The sequence below is a fragment of the Vibrio sp. Vf1514 genome (assembly GCF_052076135.1).
GTDB classification, from domain to species: Bacteria; Pseudomonadota; Gammaproteobacteria; order Enterobacterales; family Vibrionaceae; genus Vibrio; species Vibrio furnissii.
In genome coordinates this window covers 193353-211185 of record NZ_CP197267.1, presented here as the reverse complement: position 1 = coordinate 211185, position 17833 = coordinate 193353, and the positions used below count along the sequence as shown (strand labels likewise).

General features: G+C 52.7%; 14 protein-coding genes. 12 read left to right on the top strand and 2 right to left on the bottom strand.

Annotated elements, in window-relative coordinates; genetic code table 11:
* Nucleotide 1: 1 nt before the first annotated feature.
* Both ACS18Q_RS00960 and ACS18Q_RS00955 read right to left on the bottom strand, forming a co-directional pair.
* Nucleotides 2-3433, bottom strand: a complete 3432-nt coding sequence (locus ACS18Q_RS00960; RefSeq protein WP_441257277.1) for a hybrid sensor histidine kinase/response regulator — start codon at nucleotides 3431-3433, stop codon at nucleotides 2-4.
* Nucleotides 3434-3545: 112 nt separating this feature from the next.
* Complete coding sequence (locus ACS18Q_RS00955) at nucleotides 3546-4727, bottom strand: 3-phenylpropionate MFS transporter (protein WP_055466812.1); 1182 nt, start codon at nucleotides 4725-4727, stop codon at nucleotides 3546-3548.
* A gap of 205 nt (nucleotides 4728-4932) precedes the next feature.
* Here ACS18Q_RS00955 and ACS18Q_RS00950 point away from each other — a divergent pair, with 205 nt between their 5' ends.
* The 12 genes from ACS18Q_RS00950 (at nucleotide 4933) to ACS18Q_RS00895 (ending at nucleotide 17829) form a co-directional block, all read left to right on the top strand.
* Complete coding sequence (locus tag ACS18Q_RS00950; RefSeq protein ID WP_441257276.1) at nucleotides 4933-6756, top strand: DUF294 nucleotidyltransferase-like domain-containing protein; 1824 nt, start codon at nucleotides 4933-4935, stop codon at nucleotides 6754-6756.
* 3 nt (nucleotides 6757-6759) lie between these two features.
* On the top strand, nucleotides 6760-7398 hold the full coding sequence (locus tag ACS18Q_RS00945; RefSeq protein ID WP_441257275.1) for a 3'-5' exonuclease: 639 nt from the start codon (nucleotides 6760-6762) through the stop codon (nucleotides 7396-7398).
* 215 nt (nucleotides 7399-7613) lie between these two features.
* Nucleotides 7614-9563, top strand: a complete 1950-nt coding sequence (acs, locus tag ACS18Q_RS00940; protein ID WP_004728335.1) for an acetate--CoA ligase — start codon at nucleotides 7614-7616, stop codon at nucleotides 9561-9563.
* Between the two features lie 367 nt (nucleotides 9564-9930).
* Entirely contained in the window at nucleotides 9931-10380 is a 450-nt protein-coding gene (gene aroQ, locus ACS18Q_RS00935; RefSeq protein WP_004728334.1) for a type II 3-dehydroquinate dehydratase, read from the top strand.
* A gap of 61 nt (nucleotides 10381-10441) precedes the next feature.
* The gene (gene accB / locus ACS18Q_RS00930; RefSeq protein ID WP_004728333.1) at nucleotides 10442-10897 is read left to right on the top strand and encodes an acetyl-CoA carboxylase biotin carboxyl carrier protein; all 456 of its coding nucleotides are present in this window, start codon (nucleotides 10442-10444) and stop codon (nucleotides 10895-10897) included.
* 15 nt (nucleotides 10898-10912) lie between these two features.
* On the top strand, nucleotides 10913-12256 hold the full coding sequence (accC, locus tag ACS18Q_RS00925) for an acetyl-CoA carboxylase biotin carboxylase subunit (protein WP_004728332.1): 1344 nt from the start codon (nucleotides 10913-10915) through the stop codon (nucleotides 12254-12256).
* A gap of 138 nt (nucleotides 12257-12394) precedes the next feature.
* Entirely contained in the window at nucleotides 12395-13282 is an 888-nt protein-coding gene (prmA, locus tag ACS18Q_RS00920; RefSeq protein WP_014203994.1) for a 50S ribosomal protein L11 methyltransferase, read from the top strand.
* A 139-nt stretch (nucleotides 13283-13421) separates the two neighbouring features.
* On the top strand, nucleotides 13422-14390 hold the full coding sequence (dusB, locus tag ACS18Q_RS00915) for a tRNA dihydrouridine synthase DusB (RefSeq protein WP_038152525.1): 969 nt from the start codon (nucleotides 13422-13424) through the stop codon (nucleotides 14388-14390).
* 23 nt (nucleotides 14391-14413) lie between these two features.
* Entirely contained in the window at nucleotides 14414-14710 is a 297-nt protein-coding gene (gene fis / locus ACS18Q_RS00910) for a DNA-binding transcriptional regulator Fis (protein WP_000462885.1), read from the top strand.
* A 250-nt stretch (nucleotides 14711-14960) separates the two neighbouring features.
* Complete coding sequence (locus ACS18Q_RS00905; protein WP_441257274.1) at nucleotides 14961-16601, top strand: methyl-accepting chemotaxis protein; 1641 nt, start codon at nucleotides 14961-14963, stop codon at nucleotides 16599-16601.
* Between the two features lie 143 nt (nucleotides 16602-16744).
* Entirely contained in the window at nucleotides 16745-17047 is a 303-nt protein-coding gene (locus tag ACS18Q_RS00900) for a PTS fructose transporter subunit IIB (protein WP_014203997.1), read from the top strand.
* Entirely contained in the window at nucleotides 17047-17829 is a 783-nt protein-coding gene (locus ACS18Q_RS00895; RefSeq protein WP_441257273.1) for a PTS sugar transporter subunit IIA, read from the top strand. The genes ACS18Q_RS00900 and ACS18Q_RS00895 overlap by 1 nt, the downstream gene beginning before the upstream one ends.
* Nucleotides 17830-17833: the final 4 nt, after the last annotated feature.

Genomic DNA, 17833 nt, shown 5'->3' with positions numbered 1-17833 from the left:
CTCACCCCACCCGATTGAGCATGGCGCGCAGTTTAATGGGCTTCACCGGTTTAGCAATAAAACCAAAACCATTAGATTTAATGCCATCGAGAATATCTGCGCTGCGATCCGCGCTGATGATGATACCTTCAAAACAGTCGCCCAAACGCAAACGGCATTGCTGCAACACCTCTAACCCGGTACGGCCATTGTCGAGTCGATAGTCCGATAGAATCACATCCGGAATCCACTGATTGTCGAGCGCTTTCAAACTGCTCACGAGATCGGTTGCCGTTTTAACTTCACACCCCCAGCGTTCGAGCAGATCGCACATGCCAACCAAAATGTCCTCTTCGTTGTCGACACACAGCACCCGCAAATAACTGAGGTCAGACACCGCCTCCGTCGTCACAATCGGTGCATCGTGCACCACCGGCTGTGCTTGTTCCAGCGTCAGCGAAAACACGCTGCCGCGTCCCGGCCAAGAACGCATGGCGATCTCATGTCCCAGCACATGCGCAATCCCTTTGGAGATCGCCAGTCCAAGTCCCAGACCTTGGTCAGAACGCACTTGTCCCCCACGGTTGAACTCTTCAAAAATTTCCTGCTGCTTATCTTCCTCAATGCCAATGCCATTGTCCCACACATCAATTCGCACTTTGCCTTGTAAGTGGCGCACGCCAAGCAGCACTTTGCCTTTGGGATTGTAGCGAAACGCATTGGTCAAAAAGTTCTGCACCACGCGGCGCAGCAATTTGGGATCCGAGCGGACAAATAATGACGACGGCACCATACTGAAATCCACCCCTTGCTGGCGCGCCAGCGCGCTGAATTCCGCATTAAGGTTGGTCAGAACATCTTTGATCGCAAAACTCTGCGGATGAATTTCAAGCTTGCCGGACTCGAGGCGCGAGATATCCAGCAAATCACCAATTAAGTCTTCCGCCGCACTCAAGGCACTTTCGATATGGTGCGACAGGCGCTTGACTTCATCCTCTTGCGCCACTTCCGCCAAAGACGACGCAAACAGACGCGCGGCATTGAGCGGTTGCATCAAGTCATGGCTGACCGCGGCCAGAAAACGGGATTTAGATTGCGATTCACGTTCTGAACGCTGCGTGGCGGCAACCAACTGTTTGTTGAGTTTTTCTAGTTCACGAGTACGCTCAAGGACGCGCTCTTCCAGATTCTCGTTGGCTTCTTTGAGCGTCTGCTCGGCATCGCGGAACACGGTGATGTCGGTAAAGCTCATCACAAACCCGCCGCCGGGCATCGGATTGCCCTGCACTTCAATCACGCGGCCATCCGGGCGAACCCGCGAAGACGTATGACGCGTTCCTTGTTCCAAGTGATACACGCGGCGGCGCACATGATCTTCCGGTTCACCGGGGCCACATAACCCTTGCTCGGCGTTGTGACGAATCACATCAGCAATCGGTCGCCCGACCTGAATCAAGCCCGGCGGAAAATCAAACAGCTCCAAATAGCGCTGGTTCCATGCCACCAGACGCAACTGCTTGTCCACCACAGCAATGCCTTGACCAATGTGTTCAATGGCACCTTGCAGCAGACCGCGACTAAAGTCGTACAGCTCCGAGGCTTCATCGACAATGGTCGCCACCTCTTCAAGCTGCATGTTGCGCCCTTGCAACGCCGAGGTCAGCACCAACTTGGCCGACGAGGCGCCAAACACCCCCGCCAGCACCCGCTCGGTGTGGCGAATTAAGGTCGATGGCGCTTGTTGGTTGGGCATCAACATTTCGCGTTGCTGGCCCCAATACTGCGTAAACGCTGCGCGTACTCGCGTGCGACCGACAAAGCGCGATGCCAACATCTCCAACTCACCCACTGTCACTCGGCTTTGATACAGGCTCATGTTTTCGTTTTCAGGCAGCGGCGTACCGACAAACGCGGCCGATTGCAACCGTTCGCTTAAACTTGAACGCGTCCCCCACGACACCAGCACATAACACAGCGCATTGAGTGACACGCTGAGGATCATGCCCCAGTCGGAATTTTTCAGCCCCCAGTTGGCAAGCACATCCGGCGGCGTGACGAGCCATAACAAAACGTTGCTTTGCTCATCGCCAGCCAACATGTTGGTGGTGGTCATCAAGGTGATCAGCCACAGCGTAAACCCTACCGCGAGGCCCACATACACCCCTTTGCGGTTCCCTTCACGCCAATACATGCCCCCGATCAGCGCCGGAGCAAACTGCGTGATGGCCGAAAACGAGAGGAAACCAATCGCCGACAGCGACGGAATGGTATCGAGGGCGAGATAAAATCCCCACGCCCCCAGTAACAGCAACAAAATCAGCGTACGGCGAATGATCACCAAAAGCCCCGAGAAATGACGATGGTTGCGCTGCGACAAACGCATACGGCGCAACAGCAAAGGCATCACCAAGTCGTTCGACACCATGATCGCCAGTGCAATGGTGGAGACAATCACCATGCCTGACGCGGCTGAGGTGCCACCAAGAAAAGCCAGCAACGCAATGTCTTCGGCGCCAACCGACATCGGCACACTGATGACAAACGTATCGGGCGATGTGCCACTCAGCAAGCTTTGCCCGACCCAAGCGATCGGCAGCACGAACAGCCCCATCAAAATCAGGTACATCGGGAACAGCCAACGCGCGGTATGCAGATCCTGCGCGCGTTCATTCTCCACCACCATGGTATGAAACTGACGTGGCAGACAGATGATGGCAATCATCGTCAGCACCGTGTGTACAAACAGCGTCGGCCAATTAGGCGCCTCATAAGTGGCGCGAACAGTTTCCATCAGATTCACACTGTCGTGACTCAACGCGAGAAACAGAATAAACAGCCCGACCACCAAAAACGCCACCAGCTTGACGATGGACTCAAACGCAATCGCCATCATCATGCCGCGGTGATGTTCGGTATTATCAATGTGCCGCGTACCAAACAGCATGGTAAACAGTGCCAACGCCAGCACCACAAACCAAGACACGTGATCGTCCTGGTAGCCGAACTGCTCACGCAGATCCGGGGCGACGATGTTCAGCCCCATGGTAATACCGCGTAGCTGCAAAGCGATGTAAGGCAGAATCCCCGCAACCGCGATCAGCGTGACCGCCACCGCCAAGCCTTGTGACTTGCCATAGCGTGCCCCGATAAAATCAGCAATCGATGTGATGTGTTCGCGTTTGGCGATGAGAATCAAACGCGCAAGGATGCGCCAGCCAAAGGCAAAGACCAGAATCGGCGCAATATAAATCGGTAGGAACGACCACGGGTTGGCACTCGCTTGTCCCACCGTGCCGTAAAAGGTCCACGACGTACAATACACCGCAATCGACAAGCTGTAGATCCACGGCCGCCATTTCGCCAACCAACGCGTCTGCCGATCGCCATACCAAGCAATTAAAAACAATACGCCCAGATACACGAGCGACACCGGTATCACTAACCATCCTTGCATGACTTATCCTTGTGGCTGCTCCGCAGTTATAAAAAAGTCCCTTCCTCGCCTAAGGCGCCGTGAAGAGACTTTTATTAAACAGAGGATGAGCGGATTGCTCAATCAAGCAGCATTAAATCTGTGCTTCAGGCTCCGCTTTCGGCAGGGCCACGTTCGATTCGGGCTCATCCACTTTCACCAACAGCGCCAGTAGACCCATGGCCGCCATCGCCCAAAACACGTACGCGCCCCAATGTTCGTAGCCCCAACCGCTCAATGTGGTCATCAAAGCAATCACCGCGCCCAGTGGAATGGCGTTGTACAACGCTTGCAACGCCACCATCTTATTCTGCGGCGCATGCTGAATGTATTGAATTGCAGCAATGTGAGACATCGCAAAGGTTACGCCGTGCAGCAGTTGAATCGCCACCAACGCCACAATCGCAGTGGTCGATGCCGTCAATCCCCAACGCGCCATCACGCCCAGTGACGCGATAACAAACAGAGTGCGCAGGCTCCAACCGGAGAACAGACGTTTGCTCAGTGCAAACACCAGCACTTCAGCCACCACCCCCAAGCTCCACAAATAGCCGATCACATCTTCTGAGTGGCCAGATTCTTTCCAATAAATCGAGCTAAAGCTGTAGTATGCGGCGTGACTACCCTGAATCAGTGCCATCAACAGCAGAAATTTCACCACTGGCCATTCACGCAGCAAGGCCGTCAGTTTCAAGCGTTCTGCCGCTTCATGGTGCTCAGTCACCGGCATCGGTTTGGTGTTTCTCAAGCTGATAAGCCAGCACACCAGCAGGCCAAACAGTGCGGTGTAGAGAATCATGCTCGCGCCGTACTGCGCGACAAGAAATCCCACCACGGTCGAGCCGCCAATGAAGGCGACCGAGCCCCACAAACGCGCACGACCATAATCAAGCATGTTGCGCTTGGCGTAATAGTTGGCCGTCGCATCTGACAGCGGAATGATGGGACCACAGCAGAGGTTAAATAGAATGGTCGCTAACGCCATCAGCCAGAAACTGCCGCCGGTAAAGAAGTGGAACGCAACAAACAGCAACCCTGCGAGGGTCAGCCAGCGCAAGGCCGGCAAAAGATGCTCGGCTTTGTGCACACGCGGCGTAATCACGATATTAGCCACACAACGCGTGGCAAAACCAATGCCCACCAACAAACCAATGTCCGTTGCTGAGACGCCTTGATCCGCAAACCACAGCGACCAAAACGGCAAATACACACCGTAGGCAAAGAAGAAACCGATGAAATACTGGGAGATCCAGCCAAAAGGAGAAGGGTTTAGCATTTGTGATCCTACAATGAAACCGTCAAAAAAACGCGGGTATTATGCAATGAGTTCCTTGGTTTAAAAAGGGGGCTTTGCGCAACACAAAGTTTCCATATTCGCATGCATCCCGTTGAGCGCGCAGCCATTAGACCAAAGTCGTCTGGAGGCACGAAAGAAATTTGTCACACTTACCTGAGGTCATTCCCTAAGGTGAGCTCGCGCCATGCCGGATAAATTCAACATGCAGTCCCCGCCGTTCGACCGTCTGACGGCCAGTCAACAACAGTCTCTACGCGCCGCGTTAGACGTGGCTTATTTTCGTGAACGTGAAGTGATTCTGCACAGCGGTCAACCCTGCACACATCTGCATGTGCTCATCAAAGGCACCGTGGAAGAGCGCGCGGCCGACGGCAAAGAGATTTACGCCCATTACGCCAACGATGATCTATTTGATGTTCGAGCCATCTTTGAAGGCAGCACCAAGCACCATTACGTGGCTTTGGAAGATACGCTGAGTTACCTGCTTCCCCAAAGTGTATTTATGGCGTTGTACCATGAAAATGGTCAATTTGCGGCGTACTTCGATAATAACCTCGCGAAACGCCAAGCGCTGATTGAAGCGGCTCAGCAGCAAAAGAACATCGCCGAATTCATTCTGACCAAAGTTGACCATTCGATTTATCTCGCGCCGATGCTGCTGACACCCGAGCAGCCGCTGCAAGCGGTCACGCAACTAATGAAAGACCATGGGGTCGATGCCGCTTTGGTGCAACTCGACGCAAACGACCCGCGGCTGCAAGACAGCCCTGCCCATCCGTATGCCATCGTCACGCGCACCAACATGCTGCACGCAGTGATGCTCGACGGCGTGGCACTCGATGCCCCCGTCGGCGACATTGCCACCTTTCCCGTGCTGCACGTCGATGAAGGGGATTTTCTGTTCAATGCCATGGTGATGATGACTCGCCAGCGGGTCAAACGCCTGATGGTATGCGAAGGCCATCAAGCGGTCGGTATGCTGGACATGATTCAAATCCTCAGTGCGTTTTCGACCCATTCACACGTGCTGACCTTGGCGATAGCCCGCGCGTCCAGCATCGATGAGCTGGCGCTGGCCTCCAATAAACAGCGCCAACTGGTGGAAAGCCTGCTCAGCCGCGGCGTACGCACCCGCTTTGTGATGGAGCTGATTTCGGCAGTCAACGAACAAATCATCGAAAAAGCGTTTGAATTGGTGGTTCCTCCCGCGCTGCACGATCACTGTTGCCTCATTGTGCTGGGCTCGGAAGGGCGCGGCGAACAAATTCTTAAAACCGATCAGGACAATGCCTTGATCATCAAAGATGGGTTGGAGTGGCATCAATGCCAGCCCGTCATGAACCAGTTGTCGCATACGTTATTGCAGTTGGGTTATCCACTTTGCCCAGGCAAAGTGATGGTCAACAATCCGAAATGGGTCAAGTCGCAAACCGCTTGGAAACACACACTGACGGAATGGGTGAAAGCCGCCAGCCCCGAACGCGTGATGGATATTGCCATCATGGCCGACGCTCACGCGGTGGCGGGCAACACAGACCTACTTGCTCCAGTGAAAGCGCACCTGCATCAATTGATGGCCGATCAGGAGCTGATTTTGACCGAATTTACGCGACCGGCGCTCAACTTCTCGGTACCGCTGACACTATTGGGGAATGTCAAACACTCCAAGTCCGGCCTCGATATCAAACAAGGGGGCATCTTCCCGCTGGTGCACGGCATTCGCGCCTTGAGCCTCGAACACCACATTGCCGTCAACAACACCTTTGAACGCATTGAAGCCTTGGTTAAACAGAAGGTGTTGGAGCAAGAGACCGGAGACAACCTGAGTGAAGCATTGAAGCAGTTCTTCAAATTGCGCCTCGCGCAACAGCTTAGCAACCAGCACAGTGCCAATACGCTGGATTTAAAACAACTCGACCGAGCCGAACGCGATCTGCTGCGCCACAGCCTGCATGTGGTCAAAAAGTTCAAGCAATGGCTGGGCTACCATTATCAAATTCGGGACTAAGCCATGAATTGGATTGCCCGCCGATACTGGCACTACAAGCTGCGCGGCTCCCGTTACCAAACGCTGTTTGAAGCGCCGACCGAGCAAGAATTTGTCTCGCTGGATTGTGAAACCACCAGCTTGGATCCAAATCGGGCCGAGTTGGTCACCATCGCCGCGACGAAAATCATCGGCAACCGCATTCTGACCAGCCAACCGTTTGAAGTGCGGCTACGTGCGCCACAATCGCTTGATTCCGGCTCGGTGCGCATTCATCGCATTCGCCATCAAGATTTAGTCGATGGCATCAGTGAACAAGACGCCTTAACGCGCTTGATTGCGTTTATCGGCAATCGTCCGCTGGTTGGCTACCACATTCGCTACGACAAAAAGATTCTCGACATCGCATGCCGCCGCCACTTGGGGTTTCCGCTGCCCAACAGCTTGATTGAAGTCAGTCATATCTATCACGACAAACTAGAAAAACATCTGCCCAACGCCTATTTCGACCTGAGCTTGGATGCGATCTGCCGTCATCTTGATTTGCCGCTGCAAGACAAACACGACGCCTTGCAAGATGCCATCACCGCGGCGTTGGTTTACGTGCGTTTAACCAAAGGGGAATTGCCCGCGTTTACTTCCTCGACTCACCATTCCTCGTAACACGTGGGCAAACCTCACCGTGCACAAGCTTAGATCCACTTCTCAAAAACCGGCTTAACTGCCTATTTTCTCGAAACAAATCGACCATTCATCCTAAAGTCTAATTGTGTAAAAACCGCCGCTGACTAAGAGTTATAGGCATATCGAATTTCCGCCCGCGTGTTTGAAACGCTGTGTGAAAAGGAAATTTGCTGTATTCACAAGGAGAACATGCAATGAGTGAAGCCCACATTTATCCAGTCAAAGAAAACATCAAAGCGCACACCCATGCCGACGACGAAACCTATTTAGCGATGTACCAACAGTCGGTCTCCGATCCGGAAGGTTTCTGGAGCGAGCACGGGAAGATTGTGGATTGGATGAAGCCATTCACCCAAGTGAAGCACACCTCGTTTGATACCGGCCATGTGGATATCCGCTGGTTTGAAGATGGCACGCTCAACGTCTCCGCCAACTGCATTGACCGCCACTTGGCGGAACGCGGTGACGACGTGGCCATCATTTGGGAAGGCGATGATCCAGCCGATGATAAGACCTTGACATTTAACGAACTGCACCGCGACGTGTGCCGTTTCTCCAATGCATTGAAAGCCCAAGGCGTTCGCAAAGGCGACGTGGTGTGTTTGTACATGCCGATGGTGCCGGAAGCTGCCGTGGCGATGCTGGCGTGTACTCGCATTGGCGCGGTACACACCGTGGTATTTGGCGGCTTCTCTCCCGAAGCGCTGGCCGGACGCATTATCGATTCCGACTCCAAAGTCGTGATCACTGCCGATGAAGGCGTGCGAGGCGGCCGCGCAGTACCATTGAAGAAAAACGTCGATGAAGCGCTGACCAACCCAGAAGTGAAAACCATCAGCAAAGTGATCGTATTCAAACGCACCGGCGGTGAGGTTGCGTGGCACGAACACCGCGATGTGTGGTGGCACGATGCGGTCGCAGCAGCTTCCGATGTGTGTCCGCCAGAAGAGATGAACGCAGAAGATCCACTATTCATTCTCTACACCTCAGGCTCAACCGGTAAACCCAAAGGCGTCTTGCACACCACAGGCGGTTACTTGGTTTACGCGACCATGACCTTCAAATACGTCTTTGATTACCAGCCGGGAGAAACGTTCTGGTGTACTGCTGATGTGGGCTGGATCACCGGCCACACCTATCTGATTTACGGGCCGCTATCGAACGGCGCGAAAACCATTTTGTTTGAAGGCGTTCCTAACTATCCAAGCACCGCGCGCATGAGTGAAGTGGTCGACAAACACCAAGTCAACATTCTGTACACGGCACCCACTGCGATTCGAGCCCTGATGGCGAAAGGCGATGAAGCGGTGAAAGGCACCTCGCGCAGCAGCCTGCGCATCATGGGCTCGGTGGGCGAACCAATTAACCCAGAAGCGTGGGAGTGGTACTACAAAACCATCGGCAATGAAAAATCGCCTATCGTTGATACTTGGTGGCAAACCGAAACAGGCGGCATTTTGATCACGCCACTGCCTGGCGCAACGGCATTGAAACCTGGTTCTGCGACTCGCCCATTCTTTGGCGTGCAACCGGCATTGGTCGACAACATGGGTGAAGTGATTGACGGCGCTGCAGAAGGGAACCTCGTGATCCTCGATTCATGGCCCGGTCAGATGCGTACCGTGTATGGCGACCATGAACGCTTCGAGCAAACCTACTTCTCCACCTTTAAAGGCATGTACTTTACCGGTGACGGCGCGCGCCGTGATGAGGATGGCTACTACTGGATCACCGGCCGCGTGGATGACGTCCTCAACGTGTCCGGGCACCGCATGGGCACCGCTGAAATTGAATCGGCATTGGTGGCCTTCGATAAGATCGCCGAAGCCGCCGTGGTGGGCGTGCCGCACGACATTAAAGGTCAAGCGATATACGCCTACATCACACTCAACGATGGTGTTTACCCCAGCGCGGAGCTGCACAAAGAAGTCAAAGATTGGGTACGCAAAGAAATTGGCCCGATCGCCACACCGGATGTGCTGCACTGGACGGATGCACTGCCAAAAACACGTTCAGGCAAGATCATGCGCCGCATTCTGCGCAAGATTGCCACGGGCGATACCGGAAACTTGGGTGACACATCGACCCTCGCCGATCCAAGTGTGGTCGATAAACTGATCGCCGAGAAAGCACAATTGGTGTAACCCTCGCGCGAATTTGCACACATACCAAGCACCTTCCGATGGAAGGTGCTTTGGTTTTTACGTGCGATAAGCCACTCATTAGTAAGCATTTCATCAGTATCCTTCCCCGCACAAAACCGCGCCCCTCCCAGTACAGACGGCCCGCGCGCCCTGATCCATTCACATTCGTTAACAAAAAGTCGATGCGATGCTGCAAAAGGTCAATCAAAGTGATAAGACCAGTAAATTGCTGCCATTTGCGATGAATTAGCTATAATCTTGGTCAATTTAATAAAAAGCGCGAACTTTTGACAAAAAAGTTGTGTCGAATAAGCGATAATATGGGAATATTCGCAATAACTACATAATAAAGGGAGATAGCAACACAATGGCAGCAAAATTACGCATTCTGGTTTTAAATGGTCCAAACTTAAACTTATTAGGTTTACGTGAACCGGCACACTACGGCTCACAAACTTTGGAGCAAATTGTAGCGAATCTACAAGAACAAGCAGAAAGCGCTGGCATTGAGTTGGACCATCTTCAGTCAAATCGCGAATACGAACTGATCGAAGCCATCCACCAGTCATACGGCAAAGTGGACTTCATTATTATTAATCCGGCCGCATTCACTCACACCAGCGTGGCGTTGCGTGATGCATTGCTGGGGGTTGCTATTCCATTTATCGAAGTACATCTATCGAATGTACATGCTCGTGAACCGTTCCGTCATCACTCCTACCTGTCTGATAAGGCACACGGGGTGATTTGCGGTCTTGGGGCACAAGGCTATGAATTCGCTTTGTCGGCAGCCGTTCGCGCGCTGCAAGCAAAGTAAACCCAAACACTCTGCAGCTCAATTGAGCTGTCTTATTCACAAGATAAAAGAGAAAGAAACAATGGATATTCGTAAAATCAAGAAGCTTATCGAATTGGTTGAAGAGTCAGGCATTGCTGAGCTAGAAATTTCTGAAGGTGAAGAATCGGTACGCATCAGTCGTCACGGTGTCGCTCCAGTTGCACCTATCCAGTATGCTGCACCTGCACCAATGGCAGCGCCAGTAGCAGCCCCTGCAGCAGCGCCAGTCGCTGAAGCACCAGCAGCAGCCAAAACGCCTGCGGGCCACATGGTTCTTTCTCCAATGGTGGGTACGTTCTACCGTTCACCAAGTCCAGATGCAAAATCATTCATCGAAGTGGGTCAAACTGTGAAAGCGGGTGACACATTGTGCATCGTTGAAGCGATGAAAATGATGAACCAAATCGAAGCAGACAAGTCTGGTGTAGTGACCGAGATCCTTGTTGAAGACGGTCAGGCCGTAGAATTCGACCAGCCACTTGTTGTCATCGAATAATCGAGGCGCGTAGTTATGCTAGATAAGTTAGTCATCGCGAACCGAGGCGAAATTGCGCTTCGTATTCTTCGTGCATGTAAAGAGTTGGGCATCAAAACTGTTGCCGTTCACTCCACAGCAGACCGCGATCTAAAACACGTCCTGCTGGCGGATGAAACCGTATGTATCGGCCCTGCAAAAGGCATCGATAGCTACTTGAACATTCCACGCATCATTTCAGCCGCTGAAGTGACCGGCGCAGTGGCCATCCACCCGGGTTACGGCTTCCTGTCTGAAAATGCGGACTTTGCTGAACAAGTAGAGCGCAGCGGCTTTATCTTCGTAGGCCCGAAAGCCGACACCATTCGCCTGATGGGCGATAAAGTGTCAGCCATCACCGCGATGAAGAAAGCCGGTGTTCCTTGTGTACCGGGTTCTGACGGGCCGCTGGACAACGATGAAGTGAAAAACCGTGCACACGCGAAACGCATTGGTTACCCAGTGATCATCAAAGCCTCTGGTGGCGGCGGCGGTCGTGGTATGCGTGTGGTTCGCAGCGAAGCGGAACTGGTCAATGCCATCAGCATGACCCGTGCAGAAGCGAAAGCGGCGTTCAACAACGACATGGTTTACATGGAGAAATACCTCGAAAACCCACGTCACGTTGAAGTCCAAGTTCTGGCCGATGGTCAGGGCAGCGCGATCCACTTGGGTGAACGCGACTGTTCAATGCAGCGTCGTCACCAGAAAGTAGTGGAAGAAGCACCAGCACCAGGCATTACTGAAGAGATGCGTAAGTACATCGGTGAACGCTGTACCCGTGCGTGTATCGAAATCGGTTACCGCGGCGCAGGTACGTTTGAGTTCCTGTACGAAAACGGCGAATTCTACTTCATCGAAATGAACACACGTATTCAGGTTGAACACCCAGTGACTGAAATGGTCACAGGCGTTGATTTGATCAAAGAACAGCTGCGCATCGCAGCAGGCCAACCGCTGTCGTTCACACAAGACGACATCAAAATTCGTGGCCATGCGATGGAATGCCGTATCAACGCGGAAGACCCAGAACGCTTCCTACCTTGCCCAGGCAAGATCACCCGTTTCCACTCACCAGGTGGCATGGGCGTGCGTTGGGAATCACACATCTACTCAGGCTACACCGTACCGGCGTACTACGACTCGATGATCGGCAAACTGATCACCTTTGGTGAGAACCGTGACGTCGCGATTGCACGGATGCGTAACGCGCTCGATGAGATGATTGTGGAAGGTATCAAAACCAACATTCCACTGCAGCAAGTGATCATGAAAGATGAGAACTTCCAGCACGGTGGCACCAACATCCACTATCTGGAGAAAAAGCTGGGTCTGCAATAACCCGCTTTTTGGCCTTGAAAATGCCCACTTCGGTGGGCATTTTTGTGGGCGGCGCGGAGTGAATGGACTGCCTCTATAAAAACGGGCCAAATCTGCTACACTTTGCGCCAATTGAACGAACTGAAGAGAGCAAGAGCAATGCCTTGGATTCAAATTAAACTGAACGCGACCAACGAAAACGCTGAGCGCATCAGCGATATGTTGATGGACGACACGGGCGCGTTATCGATCACTTTCCTGGATGCGAAGGATACGCCCGTGTTTGAACCCCTGCCGGGAGAAACACGTTTATGGGGCGATACCGATGTTCTTGCCCTCTACGATGCCGAAGCCGATACCTCATGGGTGCTGAGCCAAATTCGCGCCAGTCACCTACTGGCGGACGATTTTGCCTACAAAGTTGAGCAAATTGAAGACAAAGACTGGGAACGTGAATGGATGGATAACTTCCACCCAATGCAGTTTGGCAAACGCTTGTGGATCTGCCCAAGCTGGCGTGACGTGCCAGACCCAGACGCCGTCAACGTCATGCTCGACCCTGGCTTGGCCTTTGGTACTGGCACACACCCAACCACCGCGCTGTGCTTGGAATGGCTTGACTCACTCGATCTGTCCGGCAAAACCGTGATCGACTTTGGGTGTGGCTCGGGCATTTTGGCCATTGCCGCCATCAAACTGGGCGCTGCAAAAGTGATTGGTATCGACATCGACCCACAAGCGCTGCTGGCATCCAAAGACAATGCGTCCCGCAACGGCGTTGAAGATCTGATTGAAGTATACCTACCCAAAGACCAGCCCGAAGGCCTCGTGGCTGACGTCGTGGTCGCCAACATTCTCGCTGGCCCACTGCGCGAACTCTCCCCTGTCATCAAGAGCTTGATGAAGCCGAATGGCCTGCTGGCCATGTCCGGCGTACTGAACACTCAAGCCGAAGACGTCGCCAATTATTACCGTGACGAACTGCACGTTGATCCGATCGTTGAGAAGGAAGAATGGTGCCGCATCACGGGTCGCAAACAAGGCTAGATAAGACTTTGCGCGCTAATTGACTGAAAAATAGGCCATTTACAAAATGTTTTTGTAAATGCTCAAATATTAGTCTTTTCACGCATCGAAAAAATGCGTAAAATGCGCGCCCTTGCTGGTATGAAGCTGTGAAGACGTTTTGAAAATCGGAAATTATCAACTTAAGAACAATCTCATCGTTGCACCGATGGCTGGTGTCACCGACAGACCGTTTCGAGAGTTGTGCCTCCGCTATGGCGCGGGAATGGCCGTCAGTGAAATGATGTCCTCGAACCCAGCGCTGTGGAAAACAGACAAGTCCAGAAACCGCATGGTGCATGAAGGCGAATCGGGCATTCGCTCTGTACAAATTGCGGGTTCCGATCCACAGCTGATGGCCGATGCGGCCCAGTTCAGCGTTGAAAACGGTGCGCAAATCATCGACATCAACATGGGCTGCCCAGCGAAAAAAGTGAATAAAAAGCTGGCCGGTTCTGCGCTGCTACGCTATCCGAATGTCATTGAAGACATCCTGAAAGCCGTAGTGAATGCAGTGAATGTTCCTGTAACACTCAAAACCCGAACTGGCTGGGACACAGACAATAAAAACTGCGTCCAAATCGCTAAACTTGCCGAAGACTGCGGCATTCAGGCACTGGCGCTCCATGGGCGAACCCGGACCTGCATGTACAAAGGTGAGGCGGAATATGACAGCATTAAAGCGGTCAAAGCGGCTATTCAGATTCCGGTTATCGCTAACGGTGATATCGATTCTCCGGAGAAAGCCAAACATGTGCTGGAGTACACCGGCGCTGACGCTTTAATGATTGGACGACCTGCCCAAGGACGTCCGTGGATTTTTCAGGAAATCCAACACTATTTGGAAAACGGCACCACGATGCCTGAGCTTCCGATTTCGGAAGTGAAAGACATCCTGCTTGGTCATGTGAACGCTCTGCATCAATTTTATGGAGCGTATTTAGGCCCTCGCATCGTGCGCAAGCACGTTGGGTGGTATCTCAAAGAACATGAACAGGCGAGTGAGTTTCGCCGTACCTTCAATGCCATAGAGGCAGCCCCGCTGCAACTCGAAGCATTAGAAGGTTATTTTGATAACGTTGCATCATAATTAAGAGAAGAGCTAGACCGAATATGTTCGAACAAAATCTGACTTCAGAAGCTTTAACAGTAACTACCGTAACTTCACAAGATCAAATCACGCAAAAACCACTACGTGATTCAGTTAAAGCGTCTCTTAAAAACTACTTGGCACAACTGAACGGTCAGGAAGTGACAGAACTATACGAATTAGTTCTCGCTGAAGTTGAACAACCACTACTAGACACCATCATGCAGTACACTCGCGGTAACCAAACTCGCGCAGCAACCATGATGGGTATCAACCGCGGTACTCTTCGCAAAAAACTGAAAAAATACGGCATGAACTAATTCGTTCTGACCCTTTTTGAAAAAACCGAGCTGAGGCTCGGTTTTTTATTGCCCGAAAACCGCACGCCTTTGACTGCAAACACCCCACAATTTCGTTGAAAACTAGAGCTCAGTTGCAAGTTATTGAGGATTCGTCCTTCGTCGCATTTACGCTCATTTCCTGCATTTGTTACAGTGCCAAGTGCGATTCACAATTCATCAAAACAATATCGCCTCTGTTCAACAGCCCGCATTACAAGGAGTGATGCTTATGAATTTTTCTAGTCTGCGTCAGATGAGCATTCGTGCCCGCCTCTATTTACTCGGCGGCACCATCACATTGCTTCTGCTGATCCCCCTCACGTTATTGGTTCAGGACTATCAGGATGACCTGATGCTGGCCAAACAAAATCAAACCCGTCATCTGGTTGAAAGCACCACCTCTTTGCTCAATTACTTTTATCAGCAACAAACCAGCGGCGCACTTACCGAGCAGCAAGCCCAGCAGCAAGCCAAACAAGCCATCGCCGCCGCCCGCTACGGCGACGAAGACTACTTTTGGATTCACGATCTGACGCCCACCATGGTCATGCACCCATTTAAGCCACAGCTCGACGGCAAAGCCCTGTCGGAAGTTAAAGATCCGAACGGCAAGGCATTATTTGTCGAGATGGCCCATCGTGCACGAGACCAAGGTGAAGGCGTGGTCTATTACTTATGGCCGAAACCGGGCGCACAAGAAGCGGTCGAGAAAGTCTCCTACGTCAAACTGTTCAAGCCTTGGGGATGGATCGTCGGCTCGGGCGTGTACATTGATGATGTGCAGGCGCTGGTCGCAACACGCCTGCAAACCGTGTTGCTACAACTGGCGATCGCGATTGCGGTGATGTTAGCCCTCGCCTACACCATCGGTCGCAGCATCACAAAACCCTGTCTGGCCACCCTATATGCGATGGAAGACATTGCCAAAGGCGAAGGTGACCTTACGCGCCAGCTCGATACCAGCGGCAATGACGAACTGTCGCGCATCGCACGCGCCTTCAACCAGTTTACTGGCAAGATTCGCCACATCGTGCAGGACATCGCACCAATCACCGAAAGCGTCACGGGCAGCGCGCAAGAGCTGACCCAAGTGGCACAAAGCGCCTCCGGCAAAGCCATGGAGCAGCAACAATCGGTCGATACCGTCGCCTCAGCCATGAACCAATTGCACGCCAGTAACCAAGAAGTGGCCAATGCGGCGCAGGAAGCTGCCGTCGCCGCGCACACCGCCAGCACCAAAGGTCAGGAAGGCAGCAATGTCATCGCCACAGCATCGGGCTACATGAGCTCACTGTCGGAGCTATTGAGTAAAACCGATCGCGACACGCAAGCGCTGGCCAAAGAAACCGAAGATGTCGGCGCAGTTTTAGAAGTGATTCGTGGCGTCGCTGAGCAAACCAACTTACTGGCACTCAATGCTGCGATTGAAGCCGCGCGCGCCGGAGAGCAAGGACGCGGCTTTGCCGTGGTCGCCGATGAAGTACGCACACTCGCGACGCGCACGCAAAGCAGCACCAATGAAATCGAACAGATCATTGCCAGCCTGCAGCAACGCACTCGCGATGTCAGCGCATCGATGGAACAAACACAGCAGCAATCCAAAGCCACGCAAGAGCAGGCCGACTTAGCGCAGCAGGTGCTCAATGCGATTGATCAGCAGGTCAGCACGATTTTGACCCTCAACCAGCACATTGCAGAGGCGAGTAACCAACAATCACTCGCGACCGATGAAATCAGTCGCAACCTGACGCAGATTGCCGATCACAGCACCCAATCCGCCGCACAAGCCCAACAAGTTGCCGCCGCCAGCGAGCTCTTGATGGAAAACGGCCAGCAGCTGATCCACAGCTTCTCAACGTTTAAGGTGTAACCCCATTCCAAAATCAATCGAGGGCTTCGGCCCTCTTGTTGATGTAAGTCCGTTCAGCCAACGAAGGCTTAATGTTATAGTACGTGCGTACGCTCAACGAGCCCAATTCTGATCATCGCCGACATCAATAAGGAACATTTAGAGTGAAAATCGTCGCTGTCACGGCCTGCCCAACAGGTATCGCCCACACCTACATGGCTGCAGATGTGCTCAGAAAAGAAGCGCACAAGCGCAACATCAGCATTCAGGTGGAAACACAAGGCGCGATGGGAATCGAGAACGCATTAACGGGAGCTGACATCCTGTCAGCCGACATTCGTCTGATTGTGTCTGACATCGACATCGAAGAAAAAGAGCGCTTTCGCGGCTATAAAACCTTCACCTTCAGCATTGAAGCGGTTCTGGTCAATGTGCATCAAGTCCTCGACCAATGCTTATCTGACTGATGATCACATCACGCATCACCTTCGTCCTTGAGCACGATGGCCTCGCAGGTTGGCAATTGCAAGAACTCAAGCAGCTAACCGACTATTTTCATTCCCTTTTTGTGCTCTACAATATTACTCGGGGTAAGCAAGCGACTCTCAACGAATCACTGCGTATCATGAGTTTAGGTAGCTGTCGGCACGATCTCTGTCAGCTTGCCATCGAAGGGCTCGACGCCGAACTCGCTTGTATCGTATTCACTGAATATTTGCGAGAACACGCGACGTTAGTCTCCACCTCACATAAACCCAATCATCACGCGAAGCGCCTGTTGACTGAACATCCCGCGTTTCAACTGCCTTTTGTTTACGACTGGCACTATCAGCGCTCGCAAAACCTGCCAGACAAGCGCTCAGCGCTAACACACATTGCGGCGCTCGCAAACCCAAATGCTACATCCGACCTACTGACACAATTACTGGCGCGTGAATGCATCTCTTCAACGGCCATGGCAGGTGGCATCGCACTCCCCCATGTGGTCAGCGAGCACATCCAGCGCCCCTGTTTCATTGTATTTTCACTGGACGAGGGGCTGGATTGGCAATCGGCTCATGAGCCCGTTCATTTGGTATGCGCAGTTCTTCTACCCGCCGCGTTGCATCGGGAATGGCTGATTGCCGTCACTCGGCTGACACGCTGGTTCATTGCCGATACCAGCACACATCTATTACGGTCGGCTCGGCGAGAGGAGACCATTGAGAGTATCGTGTTGCACGTCATGGCGCATTATCAACCGAGCTAAACCG